This is a genomic window from Reyranella sp., assembly GCF_030651995.1.
GTDB lineage: Bacteria > Pseudomonadota > Alphaproteobacteria > Reyranellales > Reyranellaceae > Reyranella.
This window is the reverse complement of the sequence record NZ_JAUSBN010000025.1, coordinates 91,896-116,385: the sequence shown is the minus strand read 5'-3', so window position 1 is coordinate 116,385 and position 24,490 is coordinate 91,896. Positions and strand designations below refer to the sequence as shown.

Below are 24,490 nucleotides of genomic sequence, written 5' to 3'. Positions count from 1 at the left end.
CGTGATGACCGAAGTCGGCATGAAGTCGTAAAGCAGGTTCGCCATCACGGTGAGCTGGCCGACCTTGCCGTTGATCGCCGAGCCCGGGATGTTCGCCGAGGTCGGAATCTGGCCGTAGCCGGCTTCGAGTTCGAGTCGGGGACCGACGAAGTCGTAGCCGGCCTTGCCGCCGACCGACCAGCCAGTCCAGGTCTGAGTGTTGGGATTCGAGCCGATGAACCAAGCAGCACCGCCGCCCGCACCGATGTAGAAGCCCTCTTGGGCGTTGATCGCCTGGGCGCCAGCAACGCTCGGCAGCAGAAGCCCCAGACCCAGCAGAGCCAAACCAGCTTTTTTCATAATTCTCCCCAGCGTTTACGTAAAAATTGGCGGGTTATTGAAACGAGCATAACACAACCGCCTCGCTCAGCTCATCGAACAGTTCTGTTTTCGCGTAACCAATGTCTTACTGTGGCCTCTAGGCAACACCCTCATGGGCGGCTTGTCTCCTCCGCTGGGAAGCCACTCTCCAACGCCCTGTAAAGCCTCCGCCCCAGTACGGCGGCGACCGCGCCTCTGTTGCCTCCACCGCATTCCAGGACACCGAGATCATTCAGCAAGGCCGCAAGTCCGTCGGTCGGCGTTGCCGGGCCGAAACGCGGTAGATTGGGAACGGCGCAAAACCCCTTGGGTACCAGCCTGTACTGCCCGCCATACGGGGGAATATCCGGAACGACCAAAATCTCGAGTACGTCACGCTCATCCGGGGTTTGGGCTTCCGCAACGCCGAACTTCTCGAAGCTCAGTCTCTTGCGGCGCGGATCGGCGCGAATCCTCGCAATGTCGAGCGCCCTCCTCGCCGGCTTCAGCTGATCGTCCTGGATGAAGCGCCCCACCGTGGCAGCGTAGCCGGGGTGGAGCGCCTCGATGGTCGATTGCGCGGCCTCCACGAGCGCCTCCCGCTCGTTGCCGAACGAGGTGCCGCCACGATGCCAGACGAAGAGGCGGGTCGCCGCCACGTGACGCCACCCCGCCGCCGTCGCCCTGAGGCAGAAGTCATTCTCCTCGCCGTAGCCGCGACCGAACCGCTCCCGGTCGAAGGCGCCGATCTGTTCGAGACAGGCTCGGCTCACCGCCATGCAAAAGCCAACGCCGGTCGGGATTTCCACGACGGGCAAATCGATCGCCCCGCAGAGGCGGTCCCATTGCGCAATGTCGACATTGGCCGGCAAGCGATTCTCGCAGAGCGTGGCCGGATAGCTCAGGATCGTCGCGGCATTGGAGAACGGTGTTGCCGTCGCCGTGCGCGGCGTCCGCAGCGCCGCCAACAGCCGATCGAGCCAGTTGCCGAACACCCGGACATCCGAATTCAACAGAACGACGTCGCGACCAGGATGAAGCGCAATGCCGCGATTGACGGACCCCACGAAGCCGACATTGCGTTCGTTCTCCATCAAGGTGATCGACCCGGCCTCGGCCAATGCCTGCAATTCACTCCGCAACAGTGGATCCGGCGAGGCGTCGTCCACGACCACCAGTTCGAAGGCCTCCGTCGTCGCCGCCCCCAGCACGCTATCGATCGCCTGAAGCGCCAGCGCCCGGCCGCCATAGACCGGCATGACGACGTCGACCGTGGCCTGCGCCGCGTCGGGACGGCGGTGCCCCAGCAGGTGCCGGATGTCGGGAATCGGAGGGTCTGCCGGAGCCATGGCGTCCCTTCCCTCTTCACTGCCAAACCTCAGCCAATGGGCGAACGGCTCGTACCCCGCCACGGCGACATCCGGATTATGCCGGCGATAGTCGGCTGGCGAGAATCCCGCGCGGGGAAACCAACCGCGCCCTGATCCGACCGCCAGGTAGTGGAACGCCGCGGCATCCCACGACGAGAACGATCGACCTGCCGAATGCGCATAGTGGGCGGGATCGACGGTTCCCGGCGTGAGGCCGTACCGGCGGCAGATGGCGCGCGTCCAATCCGGCAGCATTCGAGCGAGGGCCGCAGCCGCCTCGTTGCGGCCACGCACAGCAGAGAGCAGCAGGTCGCTCGTCGTCCTCGGCGATCGCCGGTCGCTCACTGGACCACCCAACGATCGCGCAGCTCGAGCAGCGATTCCAGAAGCCGGTCCGTATCCGCGGCCAACTCGCTTGGCAGCACATGGCCGCGGCCGAGCCGACGCAGGCGTGCCGCCGGCGCACCGATATCGAATGCGATCACGGGCAGCCCCTGCTTCAGTGCCGCCGTCAGCACGAACGACCAGGTTTCCGGCCATATGGCCGGAAGCAGGACCGCGTGGGGAGCTGCTTCGACGAGCAGCCTTTCCAGGTCCTCCGACAGGAAGGCGCCACTGACCGTCACATTCTGCGGCAGCGGTTCCGAAGCTGGTCCCAGGACCGACAGCACCACGGGCGCGCCGGCCTGCCCTGCCGCGTCGGCAAGGGCTTGTACGACGCGGAGGCCCTTGCTGACGTTCAGGGAGCCCAATGTGACGATGCGCAGCGGCTCGGTTGCCAGGACACGCGGTGCACGCTCGGGCGGATAGCCCGCGTCGCTCTCGGGCTCCCACACGGTGATCGGCTTGGGCAGGTGGTCCCGCATCCGGGTGGCGACATCGTCACTCGGCGCCACGATGCGCTCCGCGCCTTCGAGGAAGGCCAGGTGGTCACGTCGCCAGGACAGCGGATCGAATTCCCGCACCTCGGCACCGTAGTTCACGACACACTGCGCGCAAGTCTCGGGCGGTGCGACATCGCAAAACACCCCTTCCCCTGTGATCAGGTCGATCCGCGGGCACAGCATGAAATAGTCGTGCAGGATAACGTCATAGGGTATGTTCAGTCGCTCGCCGAGGTCGCGCACCCACGCCATCATCTCAAGCGGACGATCGATGAGGTGATTGACCACTAGCCTCGTCACGCGACGCTGGCGGGCAAAATCGATCAGCAGATCGCGACCGGACGAGAGGTTGAACGTTCGATCGTCGATGACCGCGAGAATCGGCGCCTTGAGGATCGTTCTGGCACGGAGGACATTGCGCCCCGTGTGCTCGATATCATGCTCGAAGAGATCGAGGAAATGGCTGCTGCCGCCGCCGCGCCCATGATGCAACACAAGCACCGCCTCAGCGCCTTCCCGCCACGGCGGACGATCGGTCCGAGCCTCCACTTCGTTGCGTGGGGATTTCTGCGAGGGCGGTTTCTCCAGATGATGGAACAGGGGATCCATTCCCCGCGGCCGCTGCAGGTTTCGGCGCCGGTAGAAGGCGGGATCGAAACCGGGGGCCGGCGCGCGGCCCGTCCGCCAGCCCAGAAGCGCGTAGTGGAGCAACGGAGCCCGCGCGACGCGCTGGCGGTGTGCCTCTTCATCGAACTGGCGGAGGTAGAAATCCGGGTCAAAACCGCGTTCGAGCACAGCCAGCCGCGGCGCCAGGACATGAAGCATGGCGGGCCAGAGCACACCGCCGAACACGCGCCCGAGCACCATGCCTTCGACGAACAGGGTGCCAACTCCCGCAGAGACCGCTTCGATCGCGACATCGGCCGCGGGTCCAAGCCGTCCGGTCCACCGTGGGTAGGGCTTGTATCGCGAGGGCGTGCGGACGCGCATCGCGCTAGCGATCCAGGCTCGTGCGCCGCGCCGTGAGTGACAGCGCCGGATGGAAGCAGGGATCGTCGAGGATGGCATCTTTCCAGGTCTCGAGGAAATGCCGTCTCTCCTTCGCGTAGCGCCTCGCCACATTCGATCTGCCTCGCGTCGCTGACTCGTGATGCGTCAGTACGGCGTCGGGTGTGAAGACCGTCGTCCATCCGCGCTGCCTCAGTCGCAGACAAAGATCAACGTCGCCGAGTTCGATCGGATATCGCTTCGCATCGAAGCCGCCGATCGCGTCGAATTTTCCCTTCTCGACGGCCAGGCAAGCTCCCGTGACGGCTGAGACTTCGTGCGGAACCGTGAAGCGGTCGAGATACCCCCGGTGCGTGGCCCCTTCACCAATGTCGATATGGGCTGCATAGCCGCCGAGGCCAAGCACGAGCCCCGCGTGCTGAAGGCGCCCGGACGGATAGAAGAGCTTGGCTCCCACCGCGCCGACGTCGGGTCGTACGGCCCAGTTCACGAGATTCGCCAGCCAATCGGGTTGCATCGCCACCGTATCGTTGTTCAGGAAGACGAGAACCCGTCCTTCGGCATGTTCGGCAGCTCGATTGCAAAGAGCAGAAAAATTGAATGGTCCTGCGACATCGAGGACCCGGGCCCAGGAGTGCATTCTCGTGCGATCGAGGAGCTCGCGTGTGGCCGGCTCTTTGCTGCCGTTGTCGACAATCACCAGATCGAAGTCGCGGGGCCTGGTTTTCTCGAGGCTGGACAGACACGCTGCCAGCAGGTCGGCGCGGTCGCGCGTTGGAACGATCAGCGTCGCGGTGGCCCTTTCCGTGGCCGGTTTGGCCAGGATGGCGGGAGCGCCCGACTCCGCTGGCTTCCACGGCTTCGTGAGCAGCAGCCGGCGTACGTGACCAACGGGGCCGACCTGGCCGGCAAAAAGCGCGTTCCAGGTGGACGGGCGCAACAACGTCGCCGAAGGGACTTCTGCATGCGCCTCGAGCGCTTGGCGGCGAAAATAGACGGCGCGGCCGACATAAGGCCGTGCCCGATGAAAGATCGGGCTCCAGTCGGGCTTGAGTTCGGGCGCGACGTACCTTCGTCCCGTGTCGATCGAGTCTTCGTCGGCATAGAACATCGGGCAGTCGGAGCGACCCGACGCGAACTCTACCAGTGCTGCCATCGCGTAGTCGGCGACGACGTCGCCGGCCAAGACCGGCATGACGATGTCGGACGCTTCGAGCCCTTCCCACAGGAGCCCGGCCCTCGCGCCGCCTTCGACACGAAACGCCTGTCGGTCCCCGTTATACGTCATGTCCGTACCGACGAGAGCGAGCGACCAGTTTGGGTAACTCTGCCGATGGAGCGAGGCAATGGTCTCATCGGGCGCTTCGGCACCCTTCTCGCCAACAGCATGGACGATTACCCGGATATGCGGCCCCTCGCGCCAGCTATCCCGCCGCGCATCCAGCCCCGCCAGGTCCGGCTCCCGACCCTTGAGCGCCCGCCAATCGTGATAGCGTTCGAGTGAGGTGGCTCCGAGGATCTCCTCGAGAGTGCTGTTCATTTCGCCACGACGGCCGATTGCGGCCAACCCCGCCACCAGGAGGGCCTTGCCCGCGCTCCCATTCCACGCGAGGCGAAATACTTCCCTGAGTGACAGGACTTCGCAGGAAGCGAGGTTGAAATCGGTAACGGCATAGCCCGCCGGCAGAACTATGCTGACCCGGCGAGTTCCCTCCGGGATCAATCCAACCCACTCTCCAGCCCCGAAAAACGCAGCTGGCATCGCGGTTTGCACGTCTCCCCCGTCAGCACCGAAGCGAATGGCAAGGCGGCTGGCCGAGCAATAAAGGGACGTCGAATATCGCAACCGTATCCACTGGCCAGCCGGCAAGTTATCAGTAAAAGCCAGCTCGAATTGCACATTAGTCGCAGTTGAATTGTAAGAATCGATACTCTTCAGGGAGAAGCTGCGTTCAACCACGATCAACGGCCGACAAGGCCCCTAAAACTGACGCCGTTCTCACAACTTTATCACTCCCTGAAGCACATATTGCATCGCACAATTTCATGGCATTGTTTATCATATGGCCACTGAAAGCTCTCTGGAACGGAGAGGCCTGCATATCGATAGCTTCGACGCAAGGACAACACAATTTCGCGCTTTGGTAGGGTCAGTAGTTTGATGTTACTTACATGTAGTGTGGGGGCATCGAGCCGGGGAGAAGAAATTTGATGTTGTGCGCAGGGTCGAAGATGCCGTTTTGCTGCGTCGGCGAACGAGCCTTCCAATGACCCGCCGGGACGAAGTTGCGATTGTCGGTTATGCCTGCCGCCTTCCCGGCGCACGGGACAGCGAAGGCTTTTGGAAGCTCCTGCGCCACAACCAGTGCAGCGTCACCCAGATCACGCCCGATCGCTTCCCAACTCAGTCATTCTATCACCCCTCTCCCGACCAGATTGGCCGCAGCTATTCCTTCGCAGCCGGCGTGATCGACGATGTGTGGGGCTTCGATGCCACGGCGTTCGGCATGAGCCCCCGAGAAGCCGAGCAGGTCGATCCTCAGCACCGTCATCTCCTCGAAGTGGCCCACGACGCGCTCGCGAATGCGGGCATCCGCCCGTCGCTTCTGGCCGGCAGTCCCGTCGGCGTCTATGTGGGTGCTTCCTCGGTCGACCACGCGGCACGCTTTTTCGCCGACCCCTCCGCTGCCGGAATGCACATGATGACGGGCAACTCGCTCAGCATCATGGCCAATCGCATTTCCTACACGTTCGATCTGAGAGGTCCGAGCCTGGCGGTCGATACTGCCTGCTCGTCCTCCCTCGTCGCGCTGGATCTCGCGGCTGAAGCGATTCGCAGCGGCGCCATCGAGACCGCGATCGTCGGCGGGGTCAACCTGCTCTTGTCGCCGTTCTCCTACGTCGGTTTTTCCCGCGCTTCCATGCTGTCTCCGACCGGGCTGTGCCGTCCGTTCGACGCGTCGGCGGACGGCTATGTCCGTTCCGAAGGCGCGATTGTCGTGGTGCTGCGCTCGATGTCCTCGGCGCTGAAGTCCCGCAGCCGCATTCATGCGGTGATCGTCGGCTCCGGCGTGAACCAGGATGGCCGCACGACCGGAATGTCGCTGCCCTCCGCCGATTCACAGCGGCGCCTTCTGGAGCAGGTCTACGGAGATTTCCGTGTCGACCCCGCCGACCTGGACTTCGTCGAGGCGCACGGCACCGGCACGCGGGTGGGCGATCCCATCGAGGCCGACGCGCTTGGCAAGGGCCTCGCGCAGAAGCGTACGCAGCCGCTCCCCATAGGCTCGGTGAAGTCGAATGTGGGCCACCTCGAGCCTGTGTCGGGGCTGGCGGGTCTGCTGAAATCGGTCATGGCCCTCGATCGGGGACTCGTTCCCGCGACCCTGCATCAGCGCGCGCCGAATCCCGACATTCCATTCGACGAACTCAACCTTGAGGTGATTGCTCAGAATCGCCGCTTGGCGGATCGGCGGGGCCCGCAACTCGTCGGCGTCAACTCGTTCGGATTCGGAGGCACCAACTCACACGTCATCCTGCGCAGCGAAAAGGCCGTCGCGCACCTCGTCCAGGTCAGCAATGCTGCTACGCCCCCGCCGCTGCTGTTGACGGCGCACAGTGGCGACGCCCTGACAGAACTGGCAAGCCGCTATGTCGAGGCGTGGCCAGCCACCACACGCGAAGCCACCGCCTTCATCTCCGCTGCCGCCTACCTGCGCGATGCGCTGCCGCACCGCCTCGTCGCACGAGGCGATACGACGGACGAGGTCCGGCATCATCTCGCCTCCTTCGTGAAGGGCGAGGAGTCCGCTGCGGTGCTCACCGGCCAGGCGCTGGGCATCGACCAACCGCTCGCCTTTCTCTTCTCGGGTAACGGCTCCCAGTGGGCAGGCATGGGCCGCGACGCGTGGGAGAGCAATCCCGTCTTCCGCGATGCGCTCAGAGATGTCGACGGCCATTTCGCAAAAGCGCAGAAATGGTCGATCGTCGACACTCTGTTCGCCGATGATCTGGCCCCCCGCCTGCGGCGGGCAACGTATTCGCAGCCCCTGCTTCTTGCGCTGCAGGTCGCCACAGTACGCGCGCTCGAGGAGCGAGGTGTCGTGGCGAGCGCCACCCTGGGTCACAGCGTTGGCGAGATTGCCGCCGCCTGGTGTGCCGGCGCGCTCAGCCTCGACCAGGCCATCGATGTCGTGGTCGCCCGCAGCCGCAATCAGGAAAGCGTGCGAGGCAGCGGGGGCATGGCAGCGCTCATGCTGAGCGACCGCGAGGCTCGACGCTTTCTCAAGACCGCCGGCGCGCACAGCGTCGCGATCGCGGCCATCAACAGCTGGCGCAGCGTCACGGTCTCAGGAACCTTTGCCGACATCGACCGCGTGCTACAGGCGGCGGCCGACATGCGAATCAGTGCGCGGCGGCTCGACCTGGACTATCCATTCCACTGCGCGTTGATCGATCCCGTTCGCGGTCCGCTGTTGAACGAACTGCAGGGCCTGCGCCCGTTGCCTCCCCACAAGAAGTTCGTGTCGTCCGTCACGGGCGGCGCCGTTGCTCCGGAGACGCTCGGCGCAACCCACTGGTGGCGCAACGTTCGCGAGCCTGTCCAGTTCGAACCGGCGTTGAACGCCCTGTTGAGCGACGACATTCGCGTGTTTCTCGAAGTCGGACCGAGGCCCATTCTGGCCAGCTATGTACGCGACATGCTCCGGGAAGCCGGAGCGCGGGGCGTCGTCATCGAGACGCTGAGCGAGACCGATGGACAGTCCGCCTTCGATCCGATCGAGCGGGCGGCGTCGAAGGTTGCGCTGGGCGGCGGCAAGATCGAGATGCAGCGTTTCTTCGGCCCTGCTCCGGCTTCCGCCATCGCCCTGCCGCTCTATCCCTGGCAGCACGCCCAGTTCAAGGTGTCGACGACCGACGAAGCGAGCACCACGCTGATGCCGCATGCCCATCCGCTGCTCGGCGCAGGTCTCCGCAAAGACAGCCTCGAGTGGTATTCCACGGTCGATCCGGAACTCTACCCCTGGATTGGCGACCACAAGGTCGGCGATGTCCCGGTGCTTCCGGCGACAGCCTATGTCGAGATCATGCTGGCGACGGCACGCGAAACCCATACGGAAGGGGCTCTGGAGCTTCGCGACCTTGATATCCTTCGGCCGCTCGTCTTCGAAGGCAAGATCTCTTTCGAGATATGCGTCCGGCTGGCGCATGAGACGGGAATCGTCGAATTGCTCTCGCGACAGCGCGGCGGAGGAGCAGGCGCCGACTGGACCTTCAACGCGCGAGGCATCATCGGCCGGTCGCCGGTCGCCGGCAAGACGACCGTCCCGCCTGCGACGCCGGCTCATGCCGTCATCGTCCCCCAGAGCAGCGTGTATGCCTGGGCTCGAGATCTCGGCTTCGACTACGGCCCGACGTTCCAGCGCACCCGCCAGGTCGTCTTCCCGGAGCCGAAGTTCGCGATCGCCACCCTCGACCAGCCCGAAGCATTGGTACACGGGACGCGTATCATCGATATCACGGCTCTCGATGCTGCATTCCACGCCCTGTTCGCTACCGAAGAAGCAGGCGTGGCAGACATGCCGATGAAGCGAATGCTGCCTGTCCGCTTCGGCTGCGTTCGCGTGTTCCGGTCTGGCACAGTCGCCACACGCGTCACCGCACGCACCCTAAGGCAATCGCCCAGCTCGCTCGTCGTCGATATCGACCTGTGGGACGAGAGCGGGTCGATCATCGCGACAGCCCAGAATGTGCGGCTTGTCGAAGCCCCGGCCGAGTTGGCCGCTGATCCCAGGTCGCTCACGTACCGCACGGAGGCTTGGCATCTCGAACGCGCCGGCAAGCGCTCGACGATGGCATCGAGGCATATTGGCCTGGAACAGCCGGTGGGTAGCGCTGCCGCTCTCTCCGAAGCCTTGCTTCTGCTGGAGGCCGGAACGCTCCGCGCAACCTGGTCTGCACTCCACAACCGCGGGCCCGGCGAAGCACTGGACCGTCAGGGCCCGGTCGGCGATGACGACGGCGCATCCTGGGCTGCGTTTCTCCGGACTGCGCTGCTCTGGCATCTCGAGGCGAAGAACCTCGCCGTGGATCTCGATGGCGTTCGCAGGCTGGTTCCTTCATGTGACCTTCCCGAGATCGACTCCATCGTCAGCACGCTGCTGCTGCGCCACCCGAAGATGTCGGCCGAAGCCGCCAGCGTTTCGCGTTTCGAGAGCATCATCGGTCGCCTGAGCGTCGGGGACCCGACGGCGGTGAGCGAACTCGGCTCGGCGCACTGGCGCAATCTGGGCGTGGCCTCGAATCAGATTGGCTTGCTGCGCGATGCCGTGGTGCGCGACGTCGCGGATTCGCTGTCGCGTCATGACAGCGGCTCCCTGTTGCGGCTCCTGATGTTGGGCGCCGATCATTTTGCCACGGCCGTCGATCTCAGCATGCGTTTCGCGAACGTCGAGATCATCGTGACCGATCCGGACGACGACCGCCTCGAACAGGCACGGGCGGCCATCGGCGATGGCGCCCCGCTCGTGCGCTGCCTGACCTGGGGCCAGCTGGAGACCCTGCCTCCTGCTTCGCTGGACCTCGCCTTCGCCGTCGATTGTCTGAGCGAGATTGCCGCCGGCAGTGACGGCGGGATCGCGAACATTACAAGGTTGCTGCGTCCCGACGCGCCGCTCATCGCCGGCGAACTGGCCCCCGGCGCCTTCTGGGATATCGTTCGCGGCAGCCGGCGGCGCTGGTGGGCGCGCTCGGCCAACGCCGAATTCCCGGTCGGGGCTTTGCTGACCGACCAGGAATGGATCGACGAACTCGAAACGGCAGGATTCACTGGCACATCGGTGTCTCCGGCCTTCGGTGAAGCTCGCGTCGGGGTGGTCGTCCATGGCCTGGCCGGGAGCAGCATCGACCGCGATGCGACGACCGCGGCTGAACCGGCCAGTTTCTCGTGGCAGGGTACTGCGGCAGCCGATCTGCAGGCTCTCGTGGGCCATCGCGGATCCGAGGCCACGCGACCCGAGCCGGTCGCGTCGGCCGATCACGTGCTTTCGATCTCGCCGGACGACAGCTCGGCTGACCCGGTCGAGGCTCTCAGCGAGCACCTCGATGCGATAGCCGACCAATGTCGACAGCTGGCGGACGCGTCCGGCCGCCTCTGGGTCGTCGTTGACTTCGGCCCGGTGGACGGGCTGGTGCCTCTCGAGCAGCCGCTCTGGTGTGCCCTCATCGCCGCGACCCGTGTTGCGCGCAACGAATATCCGGGCCTGCAAATACGCTGCATCGGATTGGCGGGCCAAGCGCGTCTCAGTGCGATCAAGCGAGCTGCCGACGAAATGCTTGCCCCCGGCGAGGAACGCGAGCTGTTCTTTCTCGGCGACAACCGTATCGTCTTCCGCGTCGAGCGGGGAACCGCTGCTCCTCGGCCGCCCCAACCCGTTGCAAACGACATGGCCCTGCGCCTTGTGACACGTCAGGGCTCCGGGCGCGGCGCGCTCGGATGGATTCTGGAAAAGCGCCGGGTACCGGAGGGCGGCGAAGTCGAAATCGAGGTCGCCACCACCGGCCTCAACTTCCGCGATGTGATGTGGAACCTGCGCCTTCTGCCGGAGGAGGCCCTGGAAGACGGTTACGCCGGTGCCGGCCTCGGTATGGAATGCGCGGGCACGATCGTCCGCACGGGACCCGATGTCGAAGGCCTGGCAGTCGGTGACCGCGTCCTCGCCTTCGCACCGGGCGCCTTCGCCAGCCACCTCGTCGTGAAGACTTTCGCGGTGAGCAAGCTGCCCAGCCAGCTGTCGTTCGAGGACGCGACGACCCTCCCCGTCGCATTCCTGACCGCCTACTACTCCCTCGTCCATCTGGCCCGCCTCGAGCCCGGGGAGACCGTCCTGATTCATGGTGGCGCGGGCGCGGTCGGATTGGCCGCCATGCAGATCGCCAAGTACCGGGGCGCAACCGTCATCGCGACGGCGGGCAGCGGTGAAAAGCGCGCCCTCCTGCGCAGCCTCGGCGCCGACTTCGTCTGCAACTCCCGCACCCTCGCCTTCGCCGAGGAGGTGATGAGTTTCACGGATGGGAAGGGCGTCGACGTGGTCCTCAACTCGCTGGCCGGCGAGGCGATGATCCGTTCGATGGACTGCCTCAAGCCGTTCGGTCGCTTCATCGAACTGGGCAAGCGCGACTTCTACGCCAACACCCATCTCGGGCTGCGGCCTTTGCGCCGCAATCTGAGCTATTTCGGCGTCGACATCGACCAGCTCATCGGTGCCCACAAGGCGCTGTCGCACCAACTCTTCGCCGATGTCGTCGCCCACTTCGCGGCGGGCGATTTCTCGCCGCTTCCGCATCGTGTCTTCGACGGTGCGCATATCGCCGAGGCGTTCCGGTTGATGCAGCGGGCTGGCCATATCGGAAAGATCGTCGTGACGCCGGCCCGGCGGGCCAGCGTCTCGGAGGTGCCTGCCAACACCTTTCCAGTCAGCGCCGACGGTTGGCACCTCGTTGTCGGTGGCACCAGCGGCTTCGGCTTCGCGGCGGCCGAATGGCTGGCCGACCGGAATGCCCGCCACATCGCGCTGATCAGCCGCTCGGGCCAACTCTCCGACGCCGTCGCCGCTCAGGTCGAGGCCTTGCGCGAGAATGGCGTGACCGTAGAGGTCGCGGCCGTTGACGTAACCGACGCGGGCGCCCTCGACCGATTCGTCGACCATCTCGGCCGCGATCGCCCGATCAAGGGTATCGTCCATGCCGCCATGGTCCTCGACGACAGATTGATCCAGGGGATCGACCGTGAGTCGATCGAAGCGGTCCTGCGGCCCAAGGCAAGCGGCGCCTTGCACCTCGAGCAGATCGCCGGGAATCTGGCGCTCGACTACCTGCTGCTTTTCTCGTCGGCCACAACGCTGTTCGGCAATCCCGGGCAGTTCAACTACGTTGCGGCAAACGCCTATGTCGAAGGCGTCGCCCGCCGCCTGCGCGCGAAGGGGCTGCCCGCGCTCGCCGTCGCCTGGGGCGCGATCGAAGATGTCGGCTATCTCGCGCGGCACATCGAAGCCAATGCGGGTCTGAAGCGGCGTTTCGGGTCAACGTTGATGCCCTCCCGCACGGCGCTGGACGGGCTGGACTGGGCCTTCGACGCCGAAGGAAACCAGATTGCCGACGTCTGTGCGATCGCCAAGGTCGACTGGGCCATGGCCAAGCGGGAACTCGCGGCGGTACGCGCCCCGACCTTCAACGCAGTCGACACCGGCGCTGTCTCGCGCCAGTCCGGACAGGCTGCCATCACCCTCGAGCGGTTGCGCGCCATGCCGCCTGAGGAGGCGACGGAGGCCCTGCTCGAGATCGTTGTGGAGGAAATCGCACGCGTTCTGCGCCTGCCCCCCAAGGAAGTGGACCGCCATCGGCCGCTGGCCGAAATCGGCATGGACTCCCTGATGATGCTCGAGTTGCGCACGACCGTGGAGGCATCGCTCCAGATCGAGTTGCCGATGATGTCGCTGGCAAGCGGCATCACGCCAGCCGATGTGGCCCGTCGCGTCACGCCGCTCGTGACCGGCGAGGCGACGCGCGAGGCCGTGCCGAGCGCGCTGGCGACACTGTCTTCAAGTCACTTCGCTGAACAGGCGGCAGAAGCGGATGCCACGGAGCGGCGCGCTGCCGTCAACGCGGTGATGCAACGCGTCAAGAAGATCGACGGGCCGCTATGACCCAGCAGCGATCGAACGCCGCTCAGGAGACGGTCGATCGGGTACGGCAGGCGCTCGGCCAATCCACCGCTTCGCAGGGTCGGCCTGGCTCCGGTCTGGCAACGGGCGGACGACGGGAATTCGATTTCACGACGCTTCCCGAGTACGAAATCCTGAAGATCTGGAAGGCGGTGGGCGATATCACCAGGATCGGCAACCCCTTCTATCGCCTGCACGATGGCCGCGCCGGGAACACGACGTCGATCGACGGGCGCACGGTCACGAACTTCTCCTCCTACGACTATCTCGGCCTGAACGGGCATCCCGACATCGCAGCGGCGGCAAAGGACGCGATCGACCGCTTCGGCACCTCGGTGTCGGCCAGTCGGCTGTCGGCCGGCGAAAGGCAGGTTCATCGCGATCTCGAGGCCGCACTCGCGCGTCTGAGCGGCACCGAGGATGCCATCGCCTTCGTCAGCGGCCATGGAACGAATGTGTCGGTGATCGGCGAATTGCTGGGGCCGGAAGACCTCATCGTGGCGGACGCCGTCATCCATAACAGCATCGTCGAGGGCGCAAAGCTGTCGGGTGCCAAGCGCATCCTGTGCCCGCACAACGACCTGGACGCGATAGAGCGCGCGTTGCGACTCAACCGGGCGCGCTATCGACGGGCCCTGATCGTCGTCGAAGGCCTCTACGGCATGGACGGCGACGTCCCGGACCTTGCCGGCCTGATCAAGCTCAAGCGCCGGTACAATGCCTGGCTCATGGTCGACGAGGCGCACGCGACCGGCGCGCTCGGGCTTACCGGCCGCGGTGTCGCCGAGGAACAGGGTGTCGATCCGGCTGAGGTCGAGATCTGGATGGGCACGCTCAGCAAGACGCTGGCGGCAGCCGGCGGCTATATCGCGGGAAGCCGCGCCCTCGTCGAACTGATCAAGTACACGTCGCCGGGCTTCGTCTTCAGTGTCGGACTTTCGCCGCCGGTGGCTGCGGCGGCCACGGCTGCCGTCGACGTGATGATGCGTGAGCCCTGGCGTGCGGCGGCACTCCGTCGCAATGGGCTGGACCTGCTCACGAAGGCCAGGGCGCGCGGCCTCGACACGGGCCTGAGCATCGGCGCGTCGGTCGTCCCGGTCATCGTCGGCAATTCACCGCAGACGGTGATGTTGTCCGAGCGCCTGCTGGAACGGGGCTTCAACGTCGTGCCGGCGGTTTTTCCGGGCGTTGCCGAGAACCAGGCGCGGCTCCGGTTCTTCGTGACCTCGGAGCATACGCCTGAGCAGATCGACGCCGTGATCGACGCCGTGGCCGAGGAACTGCCGAAGGTTCGCAGCAGCTCTTCATTCGTCAGCACCATCGCCGGTCGCTGACCGGGACATGGATTTCAGGACGATCGTCATCGCCGGCGCGTCCAGCGGCATCGGCGCACCGCTCGCCCGCACGCTCGCCTTGCTGGGCCGCGATACAGGGCGCCTCGACGCAGCGGCGGCCGACTGTCGGTCAAAGGGTGCGACGTGCAGAACCGCCAGCACGTGCAGGACCGCCAACCTCGACGTCCGATACCGATACCACCTCTCGGCTTTCCTGGTGGATGTCGGGTGAGAGGCCGAAGTCTCGCGGACCTTCCATCTCGCAAGCGCCGGTTTTGGCCTGACAGAGGTGCGCTGCCTTTTCCTCGCACTCAATATCGCGTTCTATCTGAACCGACCTCGGCCTCTATGGAGGGGGCATGATCGGCCTGCTCGGGCAACCTACCGGGGACGAGCCGCCGACCGGGAAAGTCCGCTAAAAGGGGATGCCAGCACCGGCATGAGCTGTCAGAGATGGATCAAATGAAACGGCATATTTCCGTCATCGGGCTGGGCTATGTCGGCCTGCCCGTGGCCGTCGGTTTCGGCCGGGCCGGGTACCAGGTTCTCGGCTTCGATATAGACAGCCGCCGCATCGCCGAACTCTCCCGCGGTCACGACCGCACGGGCGAAGTCGAGCCGACCCAACTCAAGGCGCCCGGTCTGCGCTACTCGTCCAATCCGCAGGATCTTGCCGCTGCCGATTTCCACATCGTGACCGTGCCGACTCCGATCGATGCCAGCAAGCAACCCGACCTCGCCCCCTTGAAAGGCGCCTCCGAGACCATCGGCCGGACGCTCAAGCGCGGCGATATCGTGGTCTACGAGTCGACCGTCTTTCCCGGTGTCACAGAAGACATCTGCATTCCCGTGCTGGAGAAGGCTTCCGGACTCAAATGGAAGTCCGACTTCAACGTCGGCTACTCGCCGGAGCGCATCAATCCCGGCGACAAGGAGCGCCGCTTCGACAACATCCTGAAGATCGTGTCGGCCGACACGCCCGAGACGCTCGACATCGTCGATGCAACCTACCGGGCCGTCGTGACGGCCGGCACGCACCGCGCCGAATCGATCAAGGTCGCCGAGTTTGCCAAGGTCCTCGAGAACACCCAGCGCGACGTCAATATCGCGCTGATCAACGAGGTGGCACTGATCTCCGACCGGCTCGGGATCGACACGCGCGACGTACTGGACGCCGCTGGCACGAAGTGGAACTTCCTGCCCTTCAAGCCCGGCCTCGTCGGCGGCCATTGCATCGGTGTCGACCCCTTCTACATCGCCCACAAGGCCGAGGAAGTGGGCTATCATCCGCACGTCATCCACTCCGGTCGCCGCGTCAACGACAGCATGGGCGTCCACGTGGCCAACCGCGTGGTGCGCAGCGTCATGCGGCATGCCGGCAATGGCCGCCCGGTCGTCACCGTGCTGGGTGTGACGTTCAAGGAGAACGTCCCCGACATCCGCAATACCCGCGTGGTCGACATTGTCCGCGAACTCGCGGATTTCGGGATCACGGTCCAGCTTCACGACCCAATGGCCGACGGCGGACTTCTGCGCGAGGAATACGACCTCGGGCTGACACCGCTCGCGGAACTGAAGCCTGCCGATGCCGTGGTCCTGGCGGTTGCCCATCGCGCCTACCGCGAGGGCGGCTGGTCGCTCGTAAAGCCCCTGCTGAAGCCGGCGGCCGGCGGCTTCGTCGCCGACGTGACAGGCCTACTCGACCGTGCCGCCACGCCCGAGGGCGTTACGCTCTGGCGCCTCTGAGACGCCGGAGCCTGCATCGACAGGGTGAGACCACTCTGCCGACCTGCAGGCCGTGGCGAACTAGCTCTTCGACGCCAACGTGAGTGGCGGCCGGCCGGAGGCGTTGGCCGCGACGTCGATGCCTGAGCCGTAGTAGCCACGATACCGAGAGTAGTAGTCGCCATGATCGCCGTAGCCGTAGCGAGCGTGCTTGGCCAGGTTGACGCGATTTATGACGATCCCCACATGGCTGCTGACGTTCAGCAGCGCCGAAATCGCCGTCTTCACCACCTCGCGCGGTGTCTTCGCCCACTGCACAATGAATACCGTGTAGTCGGCCAGACGCGAGATGATGCGTGCGTCCGAGACCGCCATCACTGGCGGCCCGTCCAGGATCACGAGATCATAACGCTCCGCAAACACTCCGAGGGCCGCCTTCATGGCGTGCGACTCGAGGATTTCCGGTGCGTTGGGCGTGCTCGGACGGGCGCAGATATAGTCTACGCCCGACAGGTCGTGGCGCCGCGTGCACTCTTCCAGCGTCTTGATGCCCATCAGGTATTCGTCGATCGTACCGCCACGATCCTTGAGTCCGAGCGCCGCCGACAAACGAGCCTGCCGGAGGTCGAGATCGACGACAAGCACGCGTCGCGACGCGTTCATCTTCGTCAACAATCCGCCGAGGGCGGCGACGAAGGTGGTCTTGCCCTCGCTCGGCGTCGACGAAGTGATCGCGATGATGCGCGGCGGCCGGTCGAGGCTGCCGAGGCTGATCGCAGTGAACACCGCTCGTATAGACTCCGCCGCGGGAGACGTCGTGTTCTCGAGTACGTGCGCCACGACGTTGGAACGCGTGGTCGCCGGTCCCTTGACCTCCGGCACCATGCCGAGGACGCCGACGCCGGTCGCTTCCTCGACCTGCGAGGCCGAGCGGAACACGCGGTCCAGCTTCTCGGCGGCGACCGCGCCGGCCATGCCGAGCAGCGAGCCGATCATGAACGCCGCCATCAGGCCGGTCTTGTAGTTCGGCGACGACGGCGCGCCCGACGGGTGCGCGTAGGCGAGAATTCGGGCATCGGCGCGCTGGATGTCCTGCTGCTCCCGCAGTTCCTTGAAGCGCGTCAGGAAACCCTCGTAGAGGGTGCGGTTGGACTGCGCTTCGCGCTCGAGCTGCTTCAATTCTGCTTCGTACTGGCTGGCCGCGCCGGAAATCACCGAGGCCTTGTCGACCAATTCCTTGAGCTCGTCCTCCTCCGACTTGGCCGCGTCGAGTTCGGCCCGGACCGCCAGCGTGATGCGCTGCGTCTCGGTGATGAAGCGAGCCCGGATCGAGGCCAGTTCGTTGCGGACCTGCTGGATCTTCGGATGGTTCTCGCCGAGCTGAGAAGAAAGCTCGGCGCTCTCGCGGGTGAGATCGACGTCTTGGATGCGCAGCGCCGACAAAGTGGCGTTGCCCGAGACTTCGGGGATGTTCGCGAGTTCGCCCGGGTTGAGGCTCGCCTTGCTGAGTGCGATCAGACGGCCTTCCCGCTCGATGCGACGGCCCTTGGCGGCGGTGTAGCGAGCGTTGAGATCGGACAGCGTCTGGGTCGAAACCGCGCCCTCCGGGCTGCCAGCCAGCCCCTTGTCGCGGCGATAGGCGGCGACCGCCTCCTCCGCAACCTGGAGGTTGCGACGCAACTCGGCCAGGCGCTGCTCCAGCCACTCCGTTGCCCGTCGGTTGGCCTCGTTCTTGGTCTCGATCTGGTCGGCGAGATAAGCTTCGGCGAGGGCGTTGGCGATGCGCGACGACATGGTGCCGTCGGGGCTTTCCACGGTGATCAGGATGACGAAGGTACGACCAAGCAGCGTGACGCTCAGGCGGCCGGCGACGGCACCGATCGCCGCGCGACGGCGAGGATCAGTGTCCTCGGCCGGCCGGCCGGTGCGCACCGGCGCGGCCGCGGGCGTCGCCTGCTGCGGCTTCGGCGGCGGCGCCAGCAGGGTGGATATGCCGGTGCTCCACAAGTCCCGCAGCGGCTGCAGGGCATTGTCGATGAATCCCGGCGGCTTGGTGCCGTTGAACTCGGGATTGTTCGCAAGGCCGAGCTTGTCGACGACACGGCCGATCAGAAACTCGGACTGGATGACCTCCAGTTCGCTCTGGATCGCGCCCATGTTGAGCGTGTCCACGCCCGACAGCGCCGCCTCGGTGCTGACCACCTTGAAGGTTCGCGTATCGAGCATGAGGCGCGACGATGCCTTGTAGAGGGGCGTCGCCTGGGCGATCACCAGCGCCATGAGCGCGGTCGCGATGAGGCCACAACCTATGATCAATGCCTTGCGGCGGTTGAGCAGTCGCAGCCATTCCCACAATTCGTTCGGGCTTTCGACAGGACGCACGGGCGCAAGCGCTGCCGCTTCCGAAGCAGGCACCATTCGAGTTTGGTTCGGTTCATCCGCCATGTGGTCCGCCCTAGGCAACGATCCCATCCCACTACACTCCGCGACAAAGACAACTCGCGCCGACACCCGACCGCGCTGTGTACCGCTTCGGACCCTTTCGGGCACGCATCAGGTACGCCAACGATCCAGCGGGCGGCCCCACACCACCCAGCCCCAAGACTTACTACGCTTACGCCCTAACTGAGCGCCTTACGCCAACCTCTAGAACCAACGCTCCGGCACCCGGATGATGTCACCCAGCCCCACCGGGGAATCTTCCGTAACTGTCTCTTCTTGACCCTGCTGCGCATTGAACCGCTGGATGGTGATGCGCGTCTTCGAAGCGCGCCGCGTGTACCCACCGGCGATTGCGATCGCCTGCACAACGTTGATCCCCGATACATAGGGGAAAGATCCCGGACGGCTGACCTCACCGATGATGTAGAATGGACGCCGGGACACCAGGTCGACGCTCATCCGCGGGTTGCGAAGATAGCCGCCTGAACGATAACGGTCGGCCAGCATCACCTCGATCTCCGGCATGGTCATGCCCAGCACGACCACCCGGCCCGCCATGCGAGGCGCAATCATGCCGGTCGAGTCGACCTCGTATTCCCCGGACAGCTCGGTATCCGACAGGACCACCACGCGCAACCGGTCGCCCGGCGCAACGCGATACTCTCCGAGCCGCAGGTTCTGCGTACCCTGCGAGGGCTGCTGGATGGTCGTCGTCGACATCGGCGGTTGCGGATCGCAGGCGCCAAGAGCCAGCGCCATTGCTACGAGGAGCGGCCCGACGCAGCGGGAAAGGAAACTAGTCAGATTCACCGGATCACCGCGCTCCAACGACTCGAATAGAGATCACTTCCCTGGTGAACGATGGACCACCGCTGGCGACGTCCGTCGACGATCCAGTGGTGTGTTCGTACAGAGGGCCGATCTGGACCTGCGGGCGCAGGGAATACAGCAAACCCAGAGACGCGCGCCAGTAATAATCGGTGCGCGGGCCCACTCCGGAGCCGGGCGCCGGGTTATATTCCGCGATATTGAAGCCCGTTCCACCCACCATCTTCCAGGCATCATGGATGTCGTAGGTGAAGTCGATGCCAAGCGTCGTCGATACGTAGTTCTGATAGTTGCTGTAGGCCGATTCGTTGATGGACCGCATGAACGCCGGCCGGATCGTCAGCGGCTCATAGCCGTTCCAGCTGCCCGTCAAACCAAACGTGAAGGCCGGCGTCGACGCGCCGTCCGCCAGGAAGGTCTGGTTGGTGTAACCGACGAATCCTTCCAGTCTGGTCTTTTCCGTGAGCTTAACGGTCGCGCCGACGTTCACGTACCAGCCGTTCGAATCGCGCTGCTGTCCGGCAACATTGATGAACTGGTCGTATATTCGCTGATTCAGGCCAGGCGTCACCCACACGTCGACACCGTCGATGATCTCATAGCCGATCCGGACACTCTCATCATACTCCATGCGATCGCGACTGGCGCCCGGCAGGCCGCCCACGGGGATGATGCTGTTGTCGATGTATCGATAGCGGGTTGCCGAAACCCTGGCATCGTAGAAGAAACGGTTGAAGCGCTGATAAAGACCGATCTGCAACGGGATGGAGTCGACGACGGTCGGTGCACTTGCGACCAACGCATTGGGCGTCCCGAGCGCTTCCGTCTGTCGCCGGATACCAATGAGGCCGGTGACGTAGAAATCCTCCCGGATGTCGAGCCGACCGTCTGCCTGGACGTAGCCGTTCCAGTAGTTCTGGGAGGTTGCATTCGAGTAGAAGCCGAAACCGCCGCCCGCCACCACGCGCAACGAGTGGTTCAGCCATTCGGACTTCAACTCCACGACCGGCTTGATGAGCGTGTAGGGCGATCCCACGGTTGGCGCCGAGGTAGCGTAAACGTTGCTGTCGAAGCCGCCCTGCACCTCAAGCGATGGATAGAGGGTGAAAGCGCCGAGTGCGATGCCGACCTCGCCGGTCCCGAGTCCCGGCGCCGCCGAGGAAACGGGCACGTCCGCGGGAATATCCACGGCCGGTGTCTGCTCGAAGAGAATCTCGGCGGCCGGCGACGCCGACTCCATCTGCGCGTGCGCAACCGATCCCGCGCACGTCAACAGGACCCAGCCGACAAGAGGCGACCAAATCAGCTGCGATCGATTCGCACGAATTGCCATAGGTTCTTGTGGCCATCCAGGTAGCGGTCCGAGGGTCGGCTGGAAAAAACTTCCCCGCAGACACCCCTGAACACTATCTCGGGCTCTGCTGCTGCGGCGTCGTCGGGTCATAGATAACCGGTGGAAGGGGGCCAGGCGGCCCCGGGAACGGCGGCGACGGGGGTTGCGGATTCGAGACCGGCGTATAAGGCGACGCCGGCGGCGGCGGCGGAAGAGTATTCACCAGGCTGGCGAGCGTCGTCCCCGAGGTCCCTCCCGGTTGACCCAACTGTTCAGCAATGAATTGCTGCCAAGTCGGTCCACCGATTGGACCATAGTTGGCAGCATTGTATTGCGTGTCATTGGGCGGCGGGATCAGGGGATCACCAGCCGCCGTCAGGCCGTCGAGCCCGCCCGGCGGGCCACCATCCGGAGCCGTATTCTGCAAGGGCGCCGCATTCTGCAGCGGGCCAGCGTTCTGCAACGGACCGTTGCTCTGCAACGGTCCAGCGCTCTGGAGAGGGCCTGCGCTCTGAAGCGGGCCGGCTGTCTGTATTGGACCCGAGCCCTGCAATGGGCCGGCATTCTGCAGGGGACCACCGCCCTGTTGCGGAGCCTGTTGAGCCTGCTGAGGATCGGTGGCAGGACCACCGTTGCTTGCCGGGCCCCCGGGGCCTGCCCCCTGCATCGGGCCAGATCCCTGCATCGGACCCGTACCCGGCTGGCTGGGACCTCCGGTCGGCTGGGAGGCGCCGGGCGGCGCCTGCGCGACCTCGGGACCGACCTGCGCAGCCGCACTCACAGCCCAAAGGAGGACCGAGATAGCCGCGAAACCCTGCGTCCGGACTGCAATTTTTGACATCGAACCCAACCCAACCACGCATCTTGTGACGACATGGTCAATTTTTGCGGAGGTATCACACCCACTTGGCCCACCTCGAGAATCTCGATTTGGTCCCATCCAAGCCAGTAAACAAATTAGCGAATTACCTGCAGAAAGCCAAGGCCCCCCTGGCCACCCCTGACTTCCCCGCCCAACGCCAACATTTGCGATCCGCGGACGGCTGGATCAGGAGGATTCTCTGCCAGCGAATTGTGTCAGAATTCAAGAACAAGCTGCAGCAAAAACGCAAACAGCGGATTCGGGCGAGCATTCCGCGCGTCGGTCGTTCACGTCTTCGGTTTCGTGGGATCGGATAATGCGGGTATCGATCGATCCGCCAGCGCTTCGAGCGCCGAAGCGAACCCGTCGACGTCCCCACACGAAACCCGCCAATATCCTTCAGGTATCGCGCGAGCAAGTAGATCCACATCGGAATCGGCACTGCCGACAAAGAGCACGGGCTTGGCCGATTCGAGACAGGCGTAGATCTTGGACGGCATGACATAACCGACGAATGAATCACGCAATGTCACGAGGTGCGCTGCCGGCGCTCGGAGCAAGCCGGCCAGCTTCTCCAGCGCCACGGGAGATGACCGATGGAACGGCAGCCCGGCGGTCCCGAGCCGGCAGGCAACCTCCTCGGCACCGGCCCCTGTGGCAGATAGCCACAGGTGAACGCGCCCGCTTCCTCGCCTGTGATGTAGCTCGTAGCCGCGCACGACGGTCTCGACCTCATGGGCAACGCCGTAGTTGCCCGAATAGAGCAGCACGCACTTGCCGGCGAGTTCCGCAGGCAGGGGCTCGACCGGACCATCGGGCACAAAAGTCACTGGCGAGCCGTCCCGCACCAGGGCAATGCGCCCGGCTGGAACGCCGGTGCCGTTCAGACGCCGGCGCTGGTCCTCGCCCAGGACCTCAAAGCCATCGACACGGCGGCGCCAGAAGTTCGTCAGTCCCAGGAGAAGTCTCAGGGCCCGCGAAGGTCGGTCCCGCGCCGCGATCAGGCATTCCGGGTGGAAATCGGTGATCCGGTAGATCAGACGTCCGCGCCACAGCAGCTTCAAGGGCACCAGAAGGTGAATGAGGAATGGCGGCGAGCCCGTGAACAGGATGCCGTCCGCCGCCCGCAGTGGCCCAAAGGCCGCGAGGATCAGGCGCAGATTGGTGGCGATCGTCCACAGCATCCGACCCAATAGCGACCCACGGGGGACCGGGCGTGCCGAGAGACGGATCTCTGTCAGGCTCCCCTTGCCTCTTTCCCGACGTGACTTCGATCCGGACCCTGTCGACAGTCCGACCAGCGTGACGTCGTGCCCCTGCTCTGCCAGCCCCTGCGCGCGCATCTGCATGTACTGGCCGACGGCACCGAAATCCGGCGGCAACCAGTCCGCGATGATGACGATGCGGCGCTCCTTCGCCGGATCGAACGGGCTCTGCTCGAACAGCTCCGTCATACGCCGGCTCCCGGCCGCGCAGCGCCGGCGATCGAACGGTAGAGTTCGGCCATCCGCCGGGCGACGGCAGGCCAGCCATAGTGATCGATGACATGCGTTTGCCCGGCCTCGCCGCGACGGCGGCAGAGGGCCGGGTCGGCGAACATCTCGCGCAGGCCCGCGGCAATAGCGGAAGGAGTCGGGTCGACCACCAGTCCGGCCCGCGTATCGCGCACGATCTCCGACATACCGACATCCGGCGTGGCCAGAACCGGCACGCCCCGTCGCATGGCCTCGAATGCGGCAATGCCGAAATTTTCCGACAGCGACGTCATCGCGAAGAGTCGCGCCGCCGCGAACAGCGCCTCCTTGTCGGGACCCGAGACATGCCGCGCGATGATCGTCACCCGGTCGGCGACACCGAGGCGGGCCGCCTCCTGAGCCAGGAACCCGGCGTGGCCACCATCGTCGCCCGCTATGACCGCCCGCACCGCCGGCGCCTCGGGAAGGGCGGCGATCACGCGGTCAAGCCCCTTCTCCCAACTCAACCGCCCAAACGACAGAACCATCGGACCGCCTGAAATCGCGGCGGCCACATCAGGGGACAGAGCCGCCTTCGACGGCGCCGGCGGATCGTCGACGCCATGCGGAATCATCGCGATGGGCGGCAGGCGCCAGCCGAAGCTCGCAATGTGCCGAGCCTCGATGGCCGACGTTGCATGGACCGCCGCGGCGGCCTCCAGGTTGGGACGGTCGACCAGGCGGATCCAGGCTTCCTTGACCCAGCGGCTCTTCCGCCGGATCAATTCAGGAACGAGCATGCCTCGCGGCGAGATCACATAAGGGACACCGTGAGCGCGCGCTGCGCGGGCGCCGGCGAGGATCGGCCACAGGAACACCGAATGCAGGTGCACGGCATCGAAGCCTGCGGTCGATGCCGCGAGGGCGCGCCCCATCGGCGGAGACCAGTAGAGCCGGCGCAGCACGCGGCTCGGAAAATACGTGACCTTCACCCCGTCGACGTCGACTGGAGTCATCAGCGGCACGTCGCTGTCGGACGGGCCATCGACGCTGGTGGTGAAGACCTGCACGTCATGGCCGGCCGCGGCGAGCTCCCGGCAGAGCGCATGGACGGAACGGATCGGCCCGCCATATCTCACCGCCGGCAGATAGGTCGGAACGACGTGAAGAAGGCGCAACGGCTCGTCCA

The 24,490-nt window shown here is 65.1% G+C and carries 12 protein-coding genes; 3 read left to right on the top strand and 9 right to left on the bottom strand.

Annotation, left to right across the window (positions count from 1 at the left end):
• From Q7V45_RS07100 to Q7V45_RS07085, 4 genes are all read right to left on the bottom strand, one after another.
• A partial coding sequence (locus Q7V45_RS07100; RefSeq protein ID WP_304849210.1) for an outer membrane beta-barrel protein occupies positions 1–339 on the bottom strand: 339 nt, incomplete at its 3' end.
• A 131-nt stretch (positions 340–470) separates the two neighbouring features.
• Positions 471–2,054 carry a glycosyltransferase family 2 protein gene (locus tag Q7V45_RS07095; RefSeq protein ID WP_304849206.1) on the bottom strand — a complete coding sequence of 528 codons (1,584 nt, stop codon included), beginning with the start codon at positions 2,052–2,054 and terminating at the stop codon, positions 471–473.
• Positions 2,051–3,583 (bottom strand): hypothetical protein, encoded by a 1,533-nt coding sequence (locus Q7V45_RS07090; protein WP_304849203.1) that lies wholly within the window; start codon positions 3,581–3,583, stop codon positions 2,051–2,053. The genes Q7V45_RS07095 and Q7V45_RS07090 overlap by 4 nt, the downstream gene beginning before the upstream one ends.
• A gap of 4 nt (positions 3,584–3,587) precedes the next feature.
• A complete protein-coding gene (locus Q7V45_RS07085; RefSeq protein WP_304849201.1) occupies positions 3,588–5,501 on the bottom strand; it encodes a glycosyltransferase family 2 protein in 1,914 nt (637 codons plus the stop codon).
• 367 nt (positions 5,502–5,868) lie between these two features.
• On the opposite strand from Q7V45_RS07085, the gene Q7V45_RS07080 reads away from it, so the two are divergent.
• From Q7V45_RS07080 to Q7V45_RS07070, 3 genes are all read left to right on the top strand, one after another.
• Positions 5,869–13,305 carry a type I polyketide synthase gene (locus Q7V45_RS07080; RefSeq protein WP_304849199.1) on the top strand — a complete coding sequence of 2,479 codons (7,437 nt, stop codon included), beginning with the start codon at positions 5,869–5,871 and terminating at the stop codon, positions 13,303–13,305.
• The gene (locus Q7V45_RS07075; protein WP_304849196.1) at positions 13,302–14,657 is read left to right on the top strand and encodes an aminotransferase class I/II-fold pyridoxal phosphate-dependent enzyme; all 1,356 of its coding nucleotides are present in this window, start codon (positions 13,302–13,304) and stop codon (positions 14,655–14,657) included. The genes Q7V45_RS07080 and Q7V45_RS07075 overlap by 4 nt, the downstream gene beginning before the upstream one ends.
• Before the next feature lie 462 nt (positions 14,658–15,119).
• Entirely contained in the window at positions 15,120–16,403 is a 1,284-nt protein-coding gene (locus tag Q7V45_RS07070) for a nucleotide sugar dehydrogenase (protein WP_304849193.1), read from the top strand.
• Positions 16,404–16,463: 60 nt separating this feature from the next.
• Here Q7V45_RS07070 and Q7V45_RS07065 read toward each other — a convergent pair whose 3' ends face one another.
• The 5 genes from Q7V45_RS07065 to Q7V45_RS07045 all read right to left on the bottom strand — a co-directional run bounded on the left by Q7V45_RS07065 (position 16,464) and on the right by Q7V45_RS07045 (position 24,479).
• Positions 16,464–18,764: an AAA family ATPase gene (locus Q7V45_RS07065; RefSeq protein ID WP_304849190.1), complete on the bottom strand. Its 2,301-nt coding sequence runs from the start codon at positions 18,762–18,764 to the stop codon at positions 16,464–16,466.
• Between the two features lie 264 nt (positions 18,765–19,028).
• A complete protein-coding gene (locus tag Q7V45_RS07060; RefSeq protein ID WP_304849187.1) occupies positions 19,029–19,583 on the bottom strand; it encodes a polysaccharide biosynthesis/export family protein in 555 nt (184 codons plus the stop codon).
• A gap of 55 nt (positions 19,584–19,638) precedes the next feature.
• Complete coding sequence (locus Q7V45_RS07055) at positions 19,639–20,985, bottom strand: outer membrane beta-barrel protein (protein WP_304849185.1); 1,347 nt, start codon at positions 20,983–20,985, stop codon at positions 19,639–19,641.
• A gap of 1,149 nt (positions 20,986–22,134) precedes the next feature.
• Positions 22,135–23,301, bottom strand: a complete 1,167-nt coding sequence (locus tag Q7V45_RS07050; RefSeq protein WP_304849182.1) for a glycosyltransferase — start codon at positions 23,299–23,301, stop codon at positions 22,135–22,137.
• Positions 23,298–24,479, bottom strand: a complete 1,182-nt coding sequence (locus tag Q7V45_RS07045; RefSeq protein ID WP_304849179.1) for a glycosyltransferase — start codon at positions 24,477–24,479, stop codon at positions 23,298–23,300. The genes Q7V45_RS07050 and Q7V45_RS07045 overlap by 4 nt, the downstream gene beginning before the upstream one ends.
• Between the last annotated feature and the right edge of the window lie 11 nt (positions 24,480–24,490).